Source organism: Sphingomonas sp. LR55 (assembly GCF_036856015.1).
GTDB lineage: Bacteria > Pseudomonadota > Alphaproteobacteria > Sphingomonadales > Sphingomonadaceae > Sphingomonas.
Genome location: NZ_JASPFO010000001.1, coordinates 2,469,562 through 2,485,626, shown reverse-complemented (window position 1 = coordinate 2,485,626; position 16,065 = coordinate 2,469,562). Strand labels below are relative to the sequence as shown.

The 16,065-nt window shown below is 65.6% G+C and carries 10 protein-coding genes and 3 pseudogenes; 4 read left to right on the top strand and 9 right to left on the bottom strand.

Annotated features, from left to right (window positions below; translation table 11 throughout):
* Nucleotides 1–82 precede the first annotated feature (82 nt).
* From QP181_RS11825 to QP181_RS11810, 3 genes and pseudogenes are all read right to left on the bottom strand, one after another.
* On the bottom strand, nucleotides 83–3,358 hold the full coding sequence (locus QP181_RS11825) for a TonB-dependent receptor domain-containing protein (RefSeq protein WP_132895519.1): 3,276 nt from the start codon (nucleotides 3,356–3,358) through the stop codon (nucleotides 83–85).
* A 161-nt stretch (nucleotides 3,359–3,519) separates the two neighbouring features.
* Nucleotides 3,520–4,703 (bottom strand): annotated as a pseudogene (locus QP181_RS11820) (acetyl-CoA C-acetyltransferase).
* Between the two features lie 33 nt (nucleotides 4,704–4,736).
* A pseudogene (locus QP181_RS11810) lies at nucleotides 4,737–5,681 on the bottom strand (alpha/beta fold hydrolase).
* Between the two features lie 125 nt (nucleotides 5,682–5,806).
* Here QP181_RS11810 and phaR point away from each other — a divergent pair.
* Both phaR and QP181_RS11800 read left to right on the top strand, forming a co-directional pair.
* The gene (gene phaR, locus QP181_RS11805) at nucleotides 5,807–6,349 is read left to right on the top strand and encodes a polyhydroxyalkanoate synthesis repressor PhaR (protein ID WP_107961437.1); all 543 of its coding nucleotides are present in this window, start codon (nucleotides 5,807–5,809) and stop codon (nucleotides 6,347–6,349) included.
* A gap of 3 nt (nucleotides 6,350–6,352) precedes the next feature.
* Entirely contained in the window at nucleotides 6,353–6,538 is a 186-nt protein-coding gene (locus QP181_RS11800; protein WP_132736225.1) for a hypothetical protein, read from the top strand.
* A gap of 4 nt (nucleotides 6,539–6,542) precedes the next feature.
* On the opposite strand, the gene QP181_RS11795 is transcribed toward QP181_RS11800, so the two are convergent.
* The 4 genes from QP181_RS11795 to QP181_RS11780 form a co-directional block, all read right to left on the bottom strand.
* Nucleotides 6,543–7,550, bottom strand: coding sequence for a hypothetical protein (locus QP181_RS11795; protein WP_333928631.1), 1,008 nt, complete (start codon nucleotides 7,548–7,550; stop codon nucleotides 6,543–6,545).
* Nucleotides 7,551–7,616: 66 nt separating this feature from the next.
* Nucleotides 7,617–7,988: a hypothetical protein gene (locus QP181_RS11790; RefSeq protein WP_333928630.1), complete on the bottom strand. Its 372-nt coding sequence runs from the start codon at nucleotides 7,986–7,988 to the stop codon at nucleotides 7,617–7,619.
* A 46-nt stretch (nucleotides 7,989–8,034) separates the two neighbouring features.
* On the bottom strand, nucleotides 8,035–9,258 hold the full coding sequence (locus QP181_RS11785; RefSeq protein ID WP_333928629.1) for a PDZ domain-containing protein: 1,224 nt from the start codon (nucleotides 9,256–9,258) through the stop codon (nucleotides 8,035–8,037).
* 499 nt (nucleotides 9,259–9,757) lie between these two features.
* Nucleotides 9,758–11,233 carry a TadA family conjugal transfer-associated ATPase gene (locus QP181_RS11780; RefSeq protein WP_333923304.1) on the bottom strand — a complete coding sequence of 492 codons (1,476 nt, stop codon included), beginning with the start codon at nucleotides 11,231–11,233 and terminating at the stop codon, nucleotides 9,758–9,760.
* Nucleotides 11,234–11,452: 219 nt separating this feature from the next.
* Between QP181_RS11780 and QP181_RS11775 the strand changes: the two genes are divergently transcribed.
* Entirely contained in the window at nucleotides 11,453–12,955 is a 1,503-nt protein-coding gene (locus QP181_RS11775) for a S1C family serine protease (RefSeq protein WP_333928628.1), read from the top strand.
* Here QP181_RS11775 and ada read toward each other — a convergent pair.
* Nucleotides 12,931–13,982 (bottom strand): annotated as a pseudogene (gene ada / locus QP181_RS11770) (bifunctional DNA-binding transcriptional regulator/O6-methylguanine-DNA methyltransferase Ada). The gene QP181_RS11775 and the pseudogene ada overlap by 25 nt on opposite strands.
* Before the next feature lie 111 nt (nucleotides 13,983–14,093).
* Between ada and QP181_RS11765 the strand changes: the two are divergent.
* Nucleotides 14,094–14,957: an oxidoreductase gene (locus tag QP181_RS11765; RefSeq protein ID WP_333928627.1), complete on the top strand. Its 864-nt coding sequence runs from the start codon at nucleotides 14,094–14,096 to the stop codon at nucleotides 14,955–14,957.
* 263 nt (nucleotides 14,958–15,220) lie between these two features.
* Here QP181_RS11765 and QP181_RS11760 read toward each other — a convergent pair whose 3' ends face one another.
* A complete protein-coding gene (locus QP181_RS11760) occupies nucleotides 15,221–15,898 on the bottom strand; it encodes a dienelactone hydrolase family protein (protein ID WP_333928626.1) in 678 nt (225 codons plus the stop codon).
* Nucleotides 15,899–16,065: the final 167 nt, after the last annotated feature.

Genomic DNA, 16,065 nt, shown 5'->3' with positions numbered 1-16,065 from the left:
CGCATCCATCGCCGCGACCTGAAACGAAAAAGGACCGGGAATGCCCCGGTCCTTTCTCGTTTTCATCGCTGGTCCGGAGGGATCAGAACTTGGCCTGGAACCCTGCGTAGAACTTGCGACCCAGCGGTTCGAAGATCGCGGTACCGGCACCGATACCCGTCGAGCCGAGCGGCGGCAGGCGATCCGTCAAATTGTCGATACCGAAGTAGAAGTTGGTATCGCGCGTGACGTTCAGGCCCAGCTTGATGTCCATGTAGAAGACATCGGGATAGTAGGGGATGTCGAAATCATCGAGGTTCTGCGCCACGCGGCCCTGGAAGGACTGGCGGTTCTCAATCGCGCCAACCGACTGCTTGGTGATGTAGCGCATCTGCAGGTTGCCGAAGAGCGTCCCGAAGTCTGCCCCCAGGTTCCAGTTGACCTGATCCTTCGGCGAACCGATCTCACCAACCGTCGTGTCAGCAAAGCCGGGCTGCGTCGGATCGGTGAACGAGCTGTTCGTGAACACGTGCGTGTAGACGATGTGGCTGTTGAAGCGGACATCACCAAAGGTGTGCGAGTAGTTCAGATCGACGTCGATGCCGCGGACCTGCAGCTTGGCATAGTTCAGCAGCGTCTGCTGAAGGCTGCCCTCGACGATACGATACTGCTCCTCGCCAACCGCGCCGGTCTGGCCAGCGCCCACGCGGGTGAAAAGCGAGCAGAACTGGTTTGCCGTCGTCGGCGAGTCATAGCAGCTGTTGATGATCCCCTGTGCCGATGGCGCGGTGATCACGTTGTTGACCTTGATGTTGTAGTAATCGACCGACAGCGTCAGCCCGGGGGTCACCTTCGGCTGGAACACCACGCCGTACGTATAGGAGTCCGACTTTTCGACGTTGAGGTCGGGATTGCCGCCGCTCAGGATTTCGAGCGTCTGCGCGTAGACGTAATCATAGGTGGTCGGGATGCCAGCCGCCGCGCAATTCGCCGCGCGGAACTGGGTGCCGCCAGCCAGATTGCGGGCCGAGCAGGGATCGCTGACGCTGGCGAAGTTCTGCGACTGCGGCGAGTACAGCTCCGACAGGTTCGGCGCACGCACCGACCGCGAATAATTGGCCCGCAGACGGATCCCGTCGATCGGCGCGTAGGTGACGTTGCCGCTATAGGCGTACACCGTGCCGGCCGATCCCTTATAGTCGGAGACGCGGCCCGATCCACTGAGCGTCAGCTCGCGGATCAGCGGAAGATCCTTCAGCAACGGGATCTGGATCTCGCCAAACGCTTCCTTCACTTCGAACGAGGTCGGATCGAGCTTACCGATCGCGTTGTAGAAGGTGTAGCCGGCCGAAACCAACGGATCCTGCTCGTAGAACACCGTCTCACGACGATATTCACCACCCAGTGAGAAGCCGATGTCGCCACCCGGCAGCGTGAACAGCTGGCTCAGGTCACCCGACACGAAGCCGTTGATGTCGAGCTGCGTGATCTTGCCGCTCGAAGTGGTATCTTGCAGCACGTAGTTCTTCGCGGCCTGCGAGATGTTGCCGGTACCGAACGGGTTCAACGGCTGGCATGCGGCAATATCCGCGGCCTGAACCGCGGCGTTACCCGCGAGATCGCCACCGAACGATGCATCGGCGCGAGCCTGTCCAACGCCCGCCAGTTGCGAACCGCAGACGATCTGGCCGGTGGCCGGATTGGTGACCGCATCCAGCGCCAGCACCATGCGCTGGACGTTCAGATTGCCGAGAACCTTGGTGCGCTCGCGGAACTCGCCGTAGTTCCCCGACAGCTCGTAATGCCAATCGCTGTTGAAGTTGCCGCGGATGCCGCCGACCAGACGGTAGGTTTCACGACGTGCCTGCTCGGTGCGGACGCCAAGATCGGTCAGGTTCTTGCGCAGGATGAAACGGTAGGAACCATTGTTGATCGCCGCGATGTTGGCTGCGGTCAGCGGTGCATTGGTCGTAGGATTGATGCCACTGGCCAGGATCTGTGCGGCGATCGTGTTGCGCGCGTCCGTCGACAGATAGGGGTTGTCCAGGCGCGGACGCTCATACAGCAGATCGAGCGTACCACCGGTGAAGAATGCGGGGCCGGAGCTTCCCTGACCAACCGAGTCGGTGCGCGAATACTTTGCTTCGATGAACGGAACGAAGGCGTCCGAAACCTCGAAATGACCGATCAGGTTTGCCGAATAGCGATCAAGCTGCGGCAGGATCTGAACGAGCTGACCTTCACGACGCGTGTCGCCGTTGCCGCCGAGATAGTTGCCGGCTGGAACCGCGCTGGCGCGGAACGGGTTGGTGGCCGACCCGGTACCTGCCGTGGCGGCGAGCCCGACGCGCGTACCTGTCTCCTGGGCCAATGCCCCTGACGACTGGAACAGATAGTTGCAGGAGAACGGCCGCCCGGCGTTGTTGAAGACCGCGCTTGGTGCGTTGTCACGTCCGCAGGCACCCGTTGGGCTTGCAAAAGCGACCAGGCCACCGGCCGATAGAGTGGCCGACCGGATATCGTTGAAAAATACCGAGTCGGGGATGCCGTCATAGTTCAGTTTCGTCTGACCGGCCGCAACACCTGCGGTGTCCGAATCGGTCGCGATGAAACCGTTTACTTGGCGAAGATAGTCGCGCTGCGAGGCGTACAGCGAATTCTGACGCGAATATTCGAGATCGACGGCGAGGTTGCCGCGGCCGTCGGCGAAGTTCTTGCCGGCAAGGACGCTGCCGAAATACGAGCCGGCGTCGCCGCGCTCGCTGATCGCGCCCTGGCTGCGGATCTGCAGACCTTCGTAATTGTCCTTCAGGATGAAGTTGACGACGCCGGCCAGCGCGTCCGAACCATAAACGCCGGAGTTGCCGCCGGTCGTGATATCGACACGCTGGATCAGGTCGGTCGGAATGGTGTTGGTATCGACCGACACCGCGTTGTTCAGGACGTCCGAGCCGACATGGCGGCGGCCGTTGACCAGAACGAGCGTGCGCTGCGTGCCCAGCCCGCGCAGATCGAGCAGGTTAAGACCTGCGGTGCCGAGAAAGCGGGTCGAGTTCGCTTGGCTGAAGGTGCTCTGAAGCTGTGGCAGATCGTTCAACACGTCGCCGATCGACGTCTTGGCGGTCGAGGTGAGTTCGGCCACGCTGACGCTGGTCACGGGGACCGCGGACTGACCGTTGGGGCTTGCGATACGCGAGCCGGTGACCAGGATTTCCTCGCCGGCCTGCGGCGAAGCCTCCGTCGGGGCCTGCGTCGGGCTGGCCTGCTGCGTATCTGCAGGCAGGGTCTGATCGGTGGCGGACTGTGCGTGCGCTACGTTCGGCAGACCCGCAAAGGCACCGACAAGCGCCGTCGCGCTTAGAAAGCGTGAGAACTTCATAAAAACCCCCGTTTATCGGCGTTTACGCCTTATTTGATAACCAAGGGTGATCGCATCACTGGAGTGAATCAACCGGTTTGTTGCGCCAAGATGAACGAGACGTAATTTCAGGTCCAAATTGTATCTTATTTGCAACAAACCGACAGCATGGCTGGATTATCCTATCGTTCCAAACACATTGCGATCCCCATGCCGCCGCCGATGCACAGCGTGGCCAGGCCCTTCTTCGCGTCGCGCTTCTGCATCTCGTAGATCAGCGTCGTCAGGACGCGCGCGCCGCTCGCGCCGATCGGGTGGCCGATCGCGATCGCGCCGCCGTTGACGTTGACCTTGCTCGCGTCCCAGCCGAGTTCCTTGCCGACCGACAGCGCCTGCGCGGCGAACGCCTCGTTGGCTTCGATCAGGTCGAGATCGGCGAGCGTCCAGCCGGCCTTTTCCAGCGCGCGCCGGGTGGCGGGGACGGGGCCGATGCCCATCACCGACGGGTCGACGCCGGCCGAGGCCCAGCTCTTGATCGTCGCGAGGATGGTCGAGCCGCGGCGTTCGGCTTCGTCGCGGCGCATCATCACCAGGGCTGCGGCGCCGTCGTTGAGGCCGCTCGCGTTCGCTGCGGTCACGGTGCCGTCCTTCTTGAACGCGGGTTTTACGCCCGAGACGCTCTCGATCGTCGCGCCGGCGCGGATGTATTCGTCGTCGGCAACGACCGTGTCGCCCTTGCGGCCCTTGATCGTGACGGGGGCGATCTCGTCCTTGAAGCGGCCCGATCCGCGCGCCGCCTCGGCCTTGTTCTGCGAGGCGACCGAGAAGGCGTCCTGCTCGCCGCGCGTGACCTGGTATTGCTCGGCGAGGTTTTCGGCAGTGATGCCCATGTGATAGCCGTTGAAGACGTCGGTCAGGCCATCGCTGACCATCGTGTCGACAAGGGCAAGGTTGCCCATCTTCTGGCCGCCACGGATCGACTGTGCGTGCGCGGAGAGCGACATCGATTCCTGGCCGCCCGCGACGACGATGGTCGCGTCGCCGGTCTGGATCGCCTGTGCCGCGAGCGCGACCGCGCGCAGGCCCGAGCCGCACACCTGATTGACCCCCAGGCGGGAATTTCCTTCGGCACGCCCGCCGCCATCGACGCCTGGCGCGCGGGGTTCTGGCCTTGGGCCGCGGTGAGGACCTGGCCGAGGATCACTTCGGAAACGTCCTCGCCGGCAACGCCTGCCTGTTCGAGCGCGGCCTCGATCGCGATGCGGCCGAGTTCGTGCGCCGGCGTGGTGGCGAAGGCCCCCAGGAAGCTGCCGACGGGCGTGCGCTTGGCAGCGGTGATGACGACGTCGGTGGGGAGATCGGTCATGTCAGGATCCTCTATGGTTGGACCCCATGTAGGTCACCCGAGCGCGGCGATCCAGTTGGCGAGCGGTTCCCAGAGGCGCGCGGGCGCTGCGGCCGACGATCATGCCGACATGCCCTGCGCCGAGATCGCGGCGGTCGGCGAGGCCGATCGCGGTGGCGGCGGGGACGATACGGTCGCTCAGCGACACGAACTCGACGGTCGGGCAGGCGAGCGCGAGCGGATCGACCGGGGTGCCGGCGACGACCCAGCCGCCCTTGCCGGGGAGGTTGTCGGCGATGCAGTCCTCGAACAGCGACGCGGCGGCGGCGTAGGGGAGGGGGCACCTGCATTCGCCCAATCCTCGAGTCGGACGAACGCGCGCGCCGCGTCGCTGTCGGGGGCGAGGTCGGCGAACGCTTCGTATTTGGTGATCGTGCGGGTCGGGTCGAGTTGCCAGAAGCCGGCTTGCAGGACCTCCATCGGGAGCAGGCCGAGCATCGCAGCGGCGGGTTTTACCGTGGCCCAGGTTGCGGCGAGTGTAGGGCGGCCTTCGCCATAACCTGCGAAATGCCACGGTGCGGCGATCGTCGCGATCCCGGCCACAGAGGTAATCGCCGCGGCCCCCAGCGCCAGCGTACCGCCGAGGCAATAGCCGACCAGTACCGGCGGTTCGGGCAATGCCTGGAGCAACGGGACCAGCAAGCGCTCGACATGCGCCGCCAGATCGAGGTCGCGATCGTCGCTGCCGGGTGATCCCCAGTCGACCAGCCAGACACGAAATCCCTGCGCGGCAGTCCATCGCACCAGCGAAGTCGCGGGCGAATGGTCGAGGATGTCGGGCGGATTTATCAGCGACGGGACGAACACGACGGGGCGCCCGCTGCCACCGTAATCGCGCAGCGAAACTCGACCTGCGCGGTGAATTGCGGGCATCGGATCGGGCCGCCGTTCTCGTGGCGCGGCCTGATAGGCGCGCAATCCGGCTAGCGCGCGGGCCATCCTTTCGGGCGATGCTGCGGTCTCGCTGCGCAGCACACTGAGGAACAAGGGTAAGGGCCTCGGACCTTGTTGCGGTGCGTCATCAAAGACTGTAGCCTCCGTTTCAAACATAAGACGGGGGATCCATGAAGAAGCAACCGGCTGCCGACGGAATCGTCATCATCAAGAAATACGCCAACAGGCGGCTCTATAACACCGAGTCCTCATCCTACATCACGCTCGATCATCTCGCGACGATGACCCGCGAGGGTCGCGACTTCAAGGTGGTCGATGCCAAGACCGACGAGGACATCACGCACAACGTCCTCACCCAGATCATCATGGAGGAGGAAAGCCGCGGCGAGACGATGATGCCAGTTAACTTCCTGCGCCAGCTGATCTCGATGTACGGAGACTCGATGCAGACGATGGTGCCGGGGTATCTGGAGGCGTCGATGGACAGCTTCCGCCGCAACCACGATCAGTTCAAGTCCGCGGTCGAGGGTGCATTCGCCAACTCGCCGTTCGCCGATATCGCCAAGCGTAACCTTGCGATGTTCGACGTCGCCGCGCAGGCGATGACGCCGGCCGCGACGACGCCGGCCCCAGCCGCCAGCAAGGACGACGAGATTGCAGCATTGCGCAGCGAACTCGCTAAGTTACAGGAAAAGGTCGAGAAGCTCGGCTGAACGATGAGCGCGGTGTTGTGGAGCGCGAGTGGCGGGCTCGCCGCATTAGCCATCGCTGCCGGGTTTGGTGAGCGGCGCAGGCGACGGCGCCACGATCCGGACTCGGTCGGCTGGGTCGACTGGCCGACCGTCCAGATGCTCGCGCTGATTGCCCTCGCGGTCACGATCGGGCTCGCGTTCAAGTCCTGACGGCTCAGCGGTTCAGGCGATACACCGTGTGCGGCAACGCGCCGACCTTCACGACGCCCACCAACCGATAGCGGTCGGCGATTGCCGCTGCCACGCGTGCCCGGGTTGCGGGGTTGGTATCGGCTTTATCCGCACGGACGACGATCACGCCGGGATTGGCGGCGAGCAGACGCGCGGTCTCGGTGGCCGGATCGATGCCCAGGCCATGCGCCTCGGTCATCCGGCTGAGATGGCTGCGGAAGATGTACGGCGTCGGCAGGCACGACTGCGTCAGATAATAAAGGATCGGTTCGCTGCCGAACGTGAACAGGCAGCCCGGGGGATGCTGTCCGACCATGTCGACGAGTGCGGCGACCTGTTGGGCCGTGCCGCGACGGGCGACGCGTATCCCGCCGAGGACCGCCGCCGCGGCCACGCCGAACAGCAGCACCGCGATCAGCGATCTGCGGCGGGCAAGTGTCGAAACGCGAGCCAGGCCGGTGCCAGCAGCGACGGCAAGCGGAAGCGCGACGGGTAGCAGGTACAGCAATTCGAAATTGCGCATGATGACGACGGCGAGACCCGCCGCAACGAGCCAGCCCATCGCGAACGGCGCCGATCGCCGACTGCACCACGCCAGCACAACGAGCGGACAGCTCAACGCAAGCGCGCCTGCCAGTTTCAGCAGGCTGGAGCCGAAACCGTCATCGTTCTGCTGGCCGAAGATCGACAGGAAGTTCGCGAACACGAACGCGTCATTGTGGCCCGCCAACGCATAGACCGCCCAGGCGATCGCGGTTGGTAACAGCGCCGCGGCGACCCAGAACGCGGCGTTGCGGATCAGGCGTGCGATCGAGCGGTCGGTTTCATGGGATTGTTTGAGCAGGACCAGACCGAAGAATATCCCCTCGAACATCGCGGTATATTTGATCTGCATCGCCAGGCCGATGAGCAGCATCGCGCCGACCCCGCGCGAACCGACGCGACGATCGTCGGCATCGCGGCCGAGCACCAGCAACGCGGCGCCGGCCATGAGCGCGTTGCCCCAGATCGCGGATTGCCCCCGCGCCGTCGAAGATCATCACCCAAACGAGGTAGATCAGGCCGGCGCCGAGCTCTGCCGTGGATGCCGTCGCAGAGGATCGCGCGGGCGAACCGGAGCGCGCGGGCGATCCGGGGCGTGCGGGCGATCCGGGGCGGTAAGCCGGTGCACGATGCGACCGACGAGGAACGCCGTCCCCGCCGCAACGAGCGTCGCGGCAAGCTGATACATCACGATGCCGTTACCGCCGACGCTGCGGATGCCGGCGAAGATCAGGAACAGGCCGACCGGCTTTCGATCGAAGATGTCGACGAACGGCCACGCCCCGTGGAGCAGTCGATCGCCGACCAGCAGGTAGAATTGCTCGTCGCTATGGATCACCGGATTGCCGAATAACGGGCTGCGGAGGGCGAAGGCGATAAGCAGCAACAGGAGAGCCTGCCCCGTTCGATGACGCAGGATTTTCATGATGGTCCTAATAAAAACGCGTCAGTTCGAGCCGTCGCACAGTGCCGTCGCACAGGCCGAGCGTGACGATCCGACCCGGCGCGCCCGCCGACCATGAAGCGATCGGGCTGGTCGCATAGTCCGCGGCGATCGGCACGCCGTCGATGCTGCAGATCAGGTCGCCGTCCTTCCAGCCCGCCGCGGCCGCGGGGCCGCCGCGCATGACATGGAGAACTTTCAGCCGGTCCTTTTCGATGCCGATGAGCAAGCCGCTGGTCGATCGCGGCGGTGGCAGGTCGGCTTTGGGACCGCGGCTGAGCACCATCCGCCGCGCGCCGGGGTCGAGCAGCACGCGGTAGTTCTGGAGAAATCCCGAGCCGATCCGGCCTGCAGTGCCGATCGCCTGCGAGAAGCCGCCCGCGGGCTCGATCCGGACTTCGGCCTCGCGCGCAACCATCTCGCCGACGCTAATCTCGGGGACGATCGCGAGGCCGCTGACCGCCGGGCCGGCAAGCCCGAACGAGATCGCGCTGGTCGTGCGCAACGCCGTCAGGTTCGCCGCCTGCCATCCCGCGGCCGTAACGGTGACCGACGAGCCGTCGCCGGTGTCGACCACGATCGGCGCGAGGCGTCTGCCCCCCAGCGTGATCGTGCTTTCGTAGACGCTCCGCTCGGTCGAAACGCGGAGCGGCGCGGTTTCGCCCTTGAACGGCAGGCGCCCTGAGCGGAGCAGGCGAAAGCGCTTGGCGGTATAATCGATGTCGAGCGCGTGGCCGGCGAGCATGTCGGCCCCGACCAGCAGGTCGACGGCTGACATGCTGCCGGTGGCGATCGCGGGCAGGTCGGCGACCGTCACGCCGCCGCCGATACGCGCAAGACCGCCGAGCGCGATCGTACGCGTCGGCATCCATCCGAGCGCAACCGATCCGCCGATCGCGGTCGCGCTGCCGCCGGCCACCAGCTTGGCGGTGTCGAGCGCGGGGGAGGCCTTGGCGAGCAAGCTGTAGCTGACGCCGGTGTCGAGGATCGCGGTGACGTCGCGTCCATCGAGCTGCATCGTGAAGCGGATCTGGTTACCCGGGGTAAGGTCGAACGGGATCCAGCGCGCCTCGGCGTCGGACGCGAGCCGATAGACGCCGCGATCTCGCGCGGCCGGGGAGATGGCAGGCGCCGGCGCCGATTTCGAGGGCTCGCGCGCCGAGACGAAGAGGACCGCGATCAGCGGGACGAGGGCTAGCAGGGCGCGACGCATGTAGGGGTGTCCCTAGCGGGTCAGGGCGCGGGTACAAGCGTGGGCGGAGCGGCCCCCTAGAAGAAGGTGCCTATCCCCTCGCTGCAAGGACGTGACTCGTGGCTAGTGACTAGCGACGGTCCACGCGTCCATGTTCTCCCGCGAAGGCGGGAGTCCAGTCTGGGTCCCTGCCTTCGCGGTAAAACAATCTTCTCTCGTTTTGAGCGCAAAAGCCGATCCATGATCCTCCCCCTGGCGGGGGGAGGATCGTTGAGGGCGCACCGTGATGTGAGGACGGCAGAAGGTGGGTCGAGGCTGTCGAAACCAGCCGGCAAACTCAGACAACTATCCAGCCCGCGAAGATGCGCAGCGCATAGAAAACTCACCACCCCGGCGGAGGCCGGGGCCCAGTTGGGAGACGTTGCCAACTGCGGACTGCGCTTCGTTATTACCACCTTGCCGACTGGGCCCCGGCCTTCGCCGGGGTGGTATTGGGAGGCGAAGGGCGCCAAAAAACGCCTTACAGGCACGCCTCGAGATACGCCTGGTCGAACCCGAACTGCTTGGCCTTCTCCAGCGTATACGGCCGCAATCCCATCGAGCGGTATTCGCCCAGGATCTTCCCGTCGGCCGACTCGTCCATATACTCGAACTTGAACAGCTCCTGCGTGACGATCACCGGGCCCTCCATGCCGATCACCTCGGTGATGTTGGTCACCCGTCGCGAACCGTCGCGCAGGCGCTTCACCTGGATGATCAGCTCGACCGAGTCGGCGATCTGCCGCGAGATGGCTTCCTTCGGCACCTTGATGTCCGACATCATCACCATGTTCTCCATACGCGCGAGCGCCTCGCGCGGGGAGTTGGCGTGGAGCGTGCACATCGAGCCGTCGTGACCGGTGTTCATCGCCGCGAGCATGTCGAAACACTCGGAGCCACGAATTTCGCCCAGGATGATGCGGTCCGGCCGCATACGCAGCGCGTTCTTGACGAGATCGCGGATCGAGATCTCGCCCTGGCCCTCCAGATTGGCCGGCCGCGTCTCGAGCGGCAGCCAGTGCGGCTGTTGCAGGCGAAGCTCGGCGGCGTCCTCGATCGTCAGCACGCGCTCGCCGGGGTCGATCATCTTCGACAAGGCATTGAGCATTGTCGTCTTGCCCGAACCCGTACCGCCCGAAATCACCACGTTGAACCGCGAGGCCCCTGCGATCTTCAGCGCGGTCGCCATCTTCGGCGACATCGATCCGAACCCCGCCATCATGTCGAGCGTGATCGGCTTAGCCGAGAATTTACGAATCGAGATCGCCGTCCCACGCAAAGACAGCGGCGGGACAATCACGTTGACGCGCGAGCCATCCTTGAGGCGGGCATCGGCGAGCGGCGAAGTCTGGTCGACGCGACGCCCGACTGAGTTCACGATCCGCTGCGCGATCTGGAACAGATGCTCCTCGTCGCGGAACTGGATCGGCGCGAGTTCGAGCTTGCCCTTGCGCTCGACATAGGTCTGCTCCGGCCCGTTCACCATGATGTCGGTGATGTTCGGATCCGCCAGCAACTCCTCGAGCGGCCCGAGCCCGAGCAGTTCGTCGACCAGCACTTTTTCCAGCGCGAACTGTTCGCGGCGGTTGAGCGTCAGCTTCAGCTCGGCGAGCACTTCGCCGATGATCGGGCGGAATTCCTCGGCGAGTTCGTCCTTGCCGAGCGTCGCCGCCGCTTCCGGATCGACGCGTTCGAGCAGGCGCGGGAGGACCTGTTCCTTAATCTTGTGGATCGACTGTTCGAAACCCTCGACGCGGCTGTTGCCCGCCTCGCCGCTCGCGTTCTGGCGGTCGGACAGGCGCTGCATCGCGTCCATCTGCGTGCCGGGCATCGTGCCGGGACCGAAGCCGTCGGATTCGCCGGGCATCGGCAGCGATTCGATCGGCGGGAATTGCGACCCGCCCTCGGGCTCGGATCGCGGCGCGGGGCCGCCGCCTTGCATAGACCCGCCCTGCATGGGACGGGCGACGCCGAATGCGGGCCGGGCCGCTTGCCCCCGCTCATGCCATTACGACGCCCGAATGCACTCATGCCCAAATCCCCGGATAAGTGCAGACAGGGTTAAGCGCGAAGGCTTGATAATTCGCTAACCAAACCGGAATGGTGCCGAAGTGGTGGGTGTCGTCGGATCGGCTGCAGGGTTGATCGCGGTCGAGAACTCCCCGAAGGCTGGGGAATGATCCGCCTGCTCCTCCTTCTCGCGCTGACTTTCGGGTTGGCGAGTTCCGCGTCTGCCGACGACATCGCCGCCACCGGGCGCGGCGTGGTGCGCGTCGTGACGATCGCGGTGGTCGACGATCAGGTGGTCGGGTTCGGTCACGGCAGCGGTTTCGCGATCGCGCCCAACCGCATCGTCACCAACGCGCACGTCGTCGATCTCGCCGAGCGCTATCCCGACAATGTCGTCGTCGGGATCGTGCCGACCGAGGGCACCAAGTCGTATCAGGGCAAGGTGATCGCGTATGATTCGCAGCGCGACCTGGCGCTGATCGAGTTCACCGGCGCGCGCCTGCCGCCGAGTGCGCTCTATACCGGGCCGATGAGCGAGGGCGATGCGGTGGTGTCGCTCGGCTTCCCCGGCAATGTCGACCTGGCGACCGCGCGGTCGGCGGCGGATTACATCCGGCCGATGACGCCGGTGCGGTCGGAGGGCGTGCTTTCGGGCCGCCGGGTGCTGAGCAGCGTCGAAGTCTTGCTCCACACGGCCAGCATCGCACGGGGCAATTCGGGCGGGCCTTTGCTCGATCGCTGCGGCCGAATAATCGGCGTGAACTCGGCGATCACGCGCGGCGAAGAGGGTGATTCGACATTCGGCTTCGCGATTGCGGATACCGAGCTGGCGGGGTTCCTGCACGACGCGAAACAGCCCTACGCGTCGATTGGCACGGGCTGCACCTCGATCGAGGATCGCTTGCGGCAGGATAGCGACGCAGACGCGCGCGCCACCGCCGATGCGGCGTCGGCAAAGCGCGACGCGGCGACGCAGGATGCGATGGCACGCGAGGTTGCACTCGAGAAGGCGCGGACCGAGGCGTCGCGCAGCCGCGAGAACGTGATGGCGATCGCCGGGCTGTTGCTGGTGGCGGGGGCGCTGGTGATCGGAAGCGCGGGGCTGCTCGAATCGCGTGGCCAGCGGCGGCAGGCGGTGTGGGCGCTCGGCGTCGGCGGTCTGAGCGTGCTGGTCGCGATCATCGTGTTCGTGTTGCGGCCATCGGGCGAGGTCGACGTGCCGCTGTCGGCGCTGCCGAAGACGCGGATCTCGACGCCCGATGCGGCGCTCGGCAAGCTGATGTGCACGCTCATCCCCGAGCGCAGCCGGATCACGATATCGTCCAGCGACGACGTGCCGATCGACTGGGGCGCCAAGGGCTGCGTCAACGGCAAGACGCAGTATGTCGAGGCGAACGGTCGATGGGACCGCGTGCTGGTGCCCGACGCCGAGCAGACCGTGTCCGTCCTGTCGTTCGATCCGGCGACGCGCGTCTATTCCAACACGCGCTATCTGCTGTCGGCGGCGGGGATGACCGCGGCGCGGACCGCGCGCGGTGTCGTGCCCAACGTCTGCAACATGGACGATGCGGCGCTTGGTCGACTCGCCGGGCAGCAGGCGGCGGTGCGTGCGGTCTTGCCGCCGTTGCCGAACGAGAAGCTCGTCTATTCCTGCAAATCGGCGCGCTGAGCTTCGGAGGCTAGGAGAGCGCGCTTGCGGTCCAACCCATAGGCATAGCCGCCAAGCGCGCCGCCGATCCGCTGCGCACGGTGGCAGGGGATGACGATAGACACCGGGTTCTGGCCGCAGGCGGTGCCGGCGGCACGGACCGCGGCAGGGCGGCCGGCGAGCGCGGCGAGTTGGCTGTAGGTCCGGGTTTCGCCGATCGGAATGGTCCGCAAGGCTTGCCAGATCGCTTCCTGGAAGGCGGTGCCGCGCACGTCCAGCGGGAGGTCTTGATCGCGCTCAGGGATTCGACCGCCGCGACGACTTGCGCAGCTAGGTCCGCAAGCGCCGCGTCGCCCGGTTCGATCGTGGCGTTGGGGAAGCGGCGGTGAAGTTCATCGGCATCTTCATCGAACGACACGCGGCACAGGCCCTTGTCGGTGGCGGCGACGAACAGTGCGCCGAGGCTCGTGTCGGCGGTGGTCCAGCGGATCGTGACGCCTTCACCACCGCGGGCCCAGGCGCTGGGGGCCATGCCTAGCCGTTTCGCATCCGCTTCGTAGAACCGGCTGGGGGCGGAATAGCCGGCGTCGTAGATCGCTTCGGTCACGGTCGAGTCCTCCGATAAGGCGTTGGCTGCGCGGCCGGTGCGGAGCGCCCGTGCATAGGCGGCCGGGGTGACGCCGGTGGCGCGCTTGAACAGGCGGTGGAAATGATGCGGCGCGTAGCCGACCTTTGTCGCGACCTCGTCGAGCGAGAGCCGGTCTTCGGCGGCTTCGAGCAGCGCGACGGCTGCGGCGACGGCGATGCGGTCTCTGCCAACTTCGTCGGGGGTGCAGCGTAGGCACGCGCGGAAGCCGGCGGCGCGGGCGCTGGCTGCGTCGGGGTGGAAGGTGACGTTCTCGCGCTTGGGATGGCGCGCGGCGCAGCTCGGCTTGCAGTAGATTCCGGTGGTTTTAACCCCGACGATGAACCTTCCGTCAAACGCGCGGTCGCGGGCTTCGAACGCGGTCCAGGCGATGTCGTCGTCGGGGGCAGGGGCGATGGTCATCGCGCGGTTATAGGCGCTCGCGACGCGCGCATCCCGTGGCTTGCGGTCAAAGCGGAGCCAATCGCCCGGCCAGCCGTTCCTCCACGCACACCCCATAACGAAAGATGTCTCATGGCCTCCGACACGCCTGTCTGGTTCATTTCCGGCTGCTCGACCGGTTTCGGTCGCGAACTCGCCAAGCTCGTGCTCGCGCGCGGTTGGCGTGCCGTGGTTACCGCGCGGGATGCGGACCGCGTCGCCGATCTGGCGGAGGGTGCCGAGGATCGTGCGCTCGCGCTGTCGCTCGACGTGAGGGAGCAGGCGCAGATCGACCACGCCGTGGCGCAGGCCAAGGCGAAGTTCGGGCGGATCGACGTGCTCGTGAACAATGCGGGCTACGGCTATCAGGCGTCGGTCGAGGAAGGCGAGGAGTCGGAAATCCGCGCGCAGTTCGATGCGAACGTGTTCGGGTTGTTTGCGCTAACGCGGGCGGTGCTGCCGGTGATGCGGGCGCAAAAGAGCGGCAATATCATTAACATCACGTCGGTCGCGGGTCAGGTCGGGTTTCCGGGATCGGGCTATTACGCCGCGTCGAAGCATGCGGTCGAGGGCTGGTCGGATGCGTTGCTGGCCGAGGTCAAGCCGCTTGGGATCGACGTGACGTGCGTGGAGCCGGGGCCGTTCCGGACGGACTGGGCGGGTCGGTCGCTGAAGCAGACGCCGGTGAAGATCGCCGACTATGCGGACACGGCGGGCAAGCGGCTTGACGGTACGCGCGAGGTTAGCGGGACGCAGGCGGGTGACCCGGTGCGGGCCGGCGAGGCGATGATCGCGCTCACCGAGAATGCGAACCCGCCGCGACACCTGGTGCTGGGGGCTTGGGGGTATGATGCGGTGACGAAGAAATTGGCGGAGCGGTTGAAGGAGATTGAAGCGCATAAGGCGGATAGCCTTGGGGCCGATTTCCCGGGGAGTAATTTCGACCGAGCGAAATAGAATTGTTTCCCCGCGAAGGCGGGGACCCAGACTGGGCTCCCGCCTTCGCGGGAGAACAAGGGAGTAGGGACTGCCGTCACGTCCTTAGCGCCAGTCTGCGCCGAGGACCCCTACCAGAACCACCACTACGCTAGGACCACCCCGGCGAAGGCCGGGGCCCAGTTGGAAAGGTGGCAATAACGAAGAGGTGTCCTCCGTTAGCTATGTCCCCCAACTGGGCCCCGGCCTTCGCCGGGGTGGCGTTAGTGTTGGGGGAGGGCGGTTCAGCCCCCATTCGCGCGGAAAAGCTCCAGCGTCCGCGCCTTCGCCAGATCCGCACTAGGCTCGTGATAATCCTTCCGCCGGTCCGAATTGAACCCGTGCCCCGCCTCGTAGACGTACACCGTCGCGTTCGGCCACTCCTTGGCGATGACCTGCTCGACGCCCTCCATCGGGATGCCGTGATCGTGGCGACCGAAGTGGAGGATCACCGGCACCTTCGGCTCCTCGTCCGCAGCGGCCGGAATCATGCTGCCGTAATAGCCGCTGGCCGCTGCCACGCCGGTGAGCTTGGTCGAGGCGAACCACGCGACCGAGCCGCCATAGCAATAGCCGACCACGAACACCGGCCCGGCGGGGGCGAGCGTGTCGATGCAGGTCTGGACGTCCTTCAGCGACAGCTCGAACGGGTGAAGTTGCCGCGCCAGTTCGACACCGCGGGCGAGGCCGTCGCCCGAATAGTCCGCCTCGAAGCCGGGATGCTCGCGATCGAACAGCGCCGGCGCGAGAACCTCATAGCCGTCGGCGGCGTATTCGTCGCAGAGATCGCGGATGTGGTCCGTCACGCCGAAGATCTCCTGCACCAGCACGAGGCCACCGCGGCGTTCGTCGGTCGGCTGCGCGTGATAGACCGCGACGCTCGCGCCGTCGGACATCGTCATCGTTTCCATCGTGCCGGTCATTCTCTCGTCCTCGTCGATTGGTCGTAACGCCCGCCCAATACTGTCATTCCCGTAGAGGCGGGAACCCATAGTGGCAGGCCGTGCGGCGAAAGCGCTGGGTCCGTAGGATATCGATCCCCGCCTTCGCGAGGATGACATAGGAAGGGTGGCCGCCTCGACACGAATGA

What these genes read in the sequence shown, in the direction of transcription:
- QP181_RS11760 (WP_333928626.1), bottom strand. Translation starts at nt 15,898, where the DNA reads ATGACCGGCACGATGGAAACGATGACGATGTCCGACGGCGCGAGCGTC.
- QP181_RS11780 (WP_333923304.1), bottom strand. Translation starts at nt 11,233, where the DNA reads ATGCAGGGCGGGTCTATGCAAGGCGGCGGCCCCGCGCCGCGATCCGAG.
- QP181_RS11795 (WP_333928631.1), bottom strand. Translation starts at nt 7,550, where the DNA reads ATGGCCGGCGCCGCGTTGCTGGTGCTCGGCCGCGATGCCGACGATCGT.
- QP181_RS11785 (WP_333928629.1), bottom strand. Translation starts at nt 9,258, where the DNA reads ATGCGTCGCGCCCTGCTAGCCCTCGTCCCGCTGATCGCGGTCCTCTTC.
- QP181_RS11765 (WP_333928627.1), top strand. Translation starts at nt 14,094, where the DNA reads ATGGCCTCCGACACGCCTGTCTGGTTCATTTCCGGCTGCTCGACCGGT.
- QP181_RS11775 (WP_333928628.1), top strand. Translation starts at nt 11,453, where the DNA reads ATGATCCGCCTGCTCCTCCTTCTCGCGCTGACTTTCGGGTTGGCGAGT.
- phaR (WP_107961437.1), top strand. Translation starts at nt 5,807, where the DNA reads ATGAAGAAGCAACCGGCTGCCGACGGAATCGTCATCATCAAGAAATAC.
- QP181_RS11825 (WP_132895519.1), bottom strand. Translation starts at nt 3,358, where the DNA reads ATGAAGTTCTCACGCTTTCTAAGCGCGACGGCGCTTGTCGGTGCCTTT.
- QP181_RS11800 (WP_132736225.1), top strand. Translation starts at nt 6,353, where the DNA reads ATGAGCGCGGTGTTGTGGAGCGCGAGTGGCGGGCTCGCCGCATTAGCC.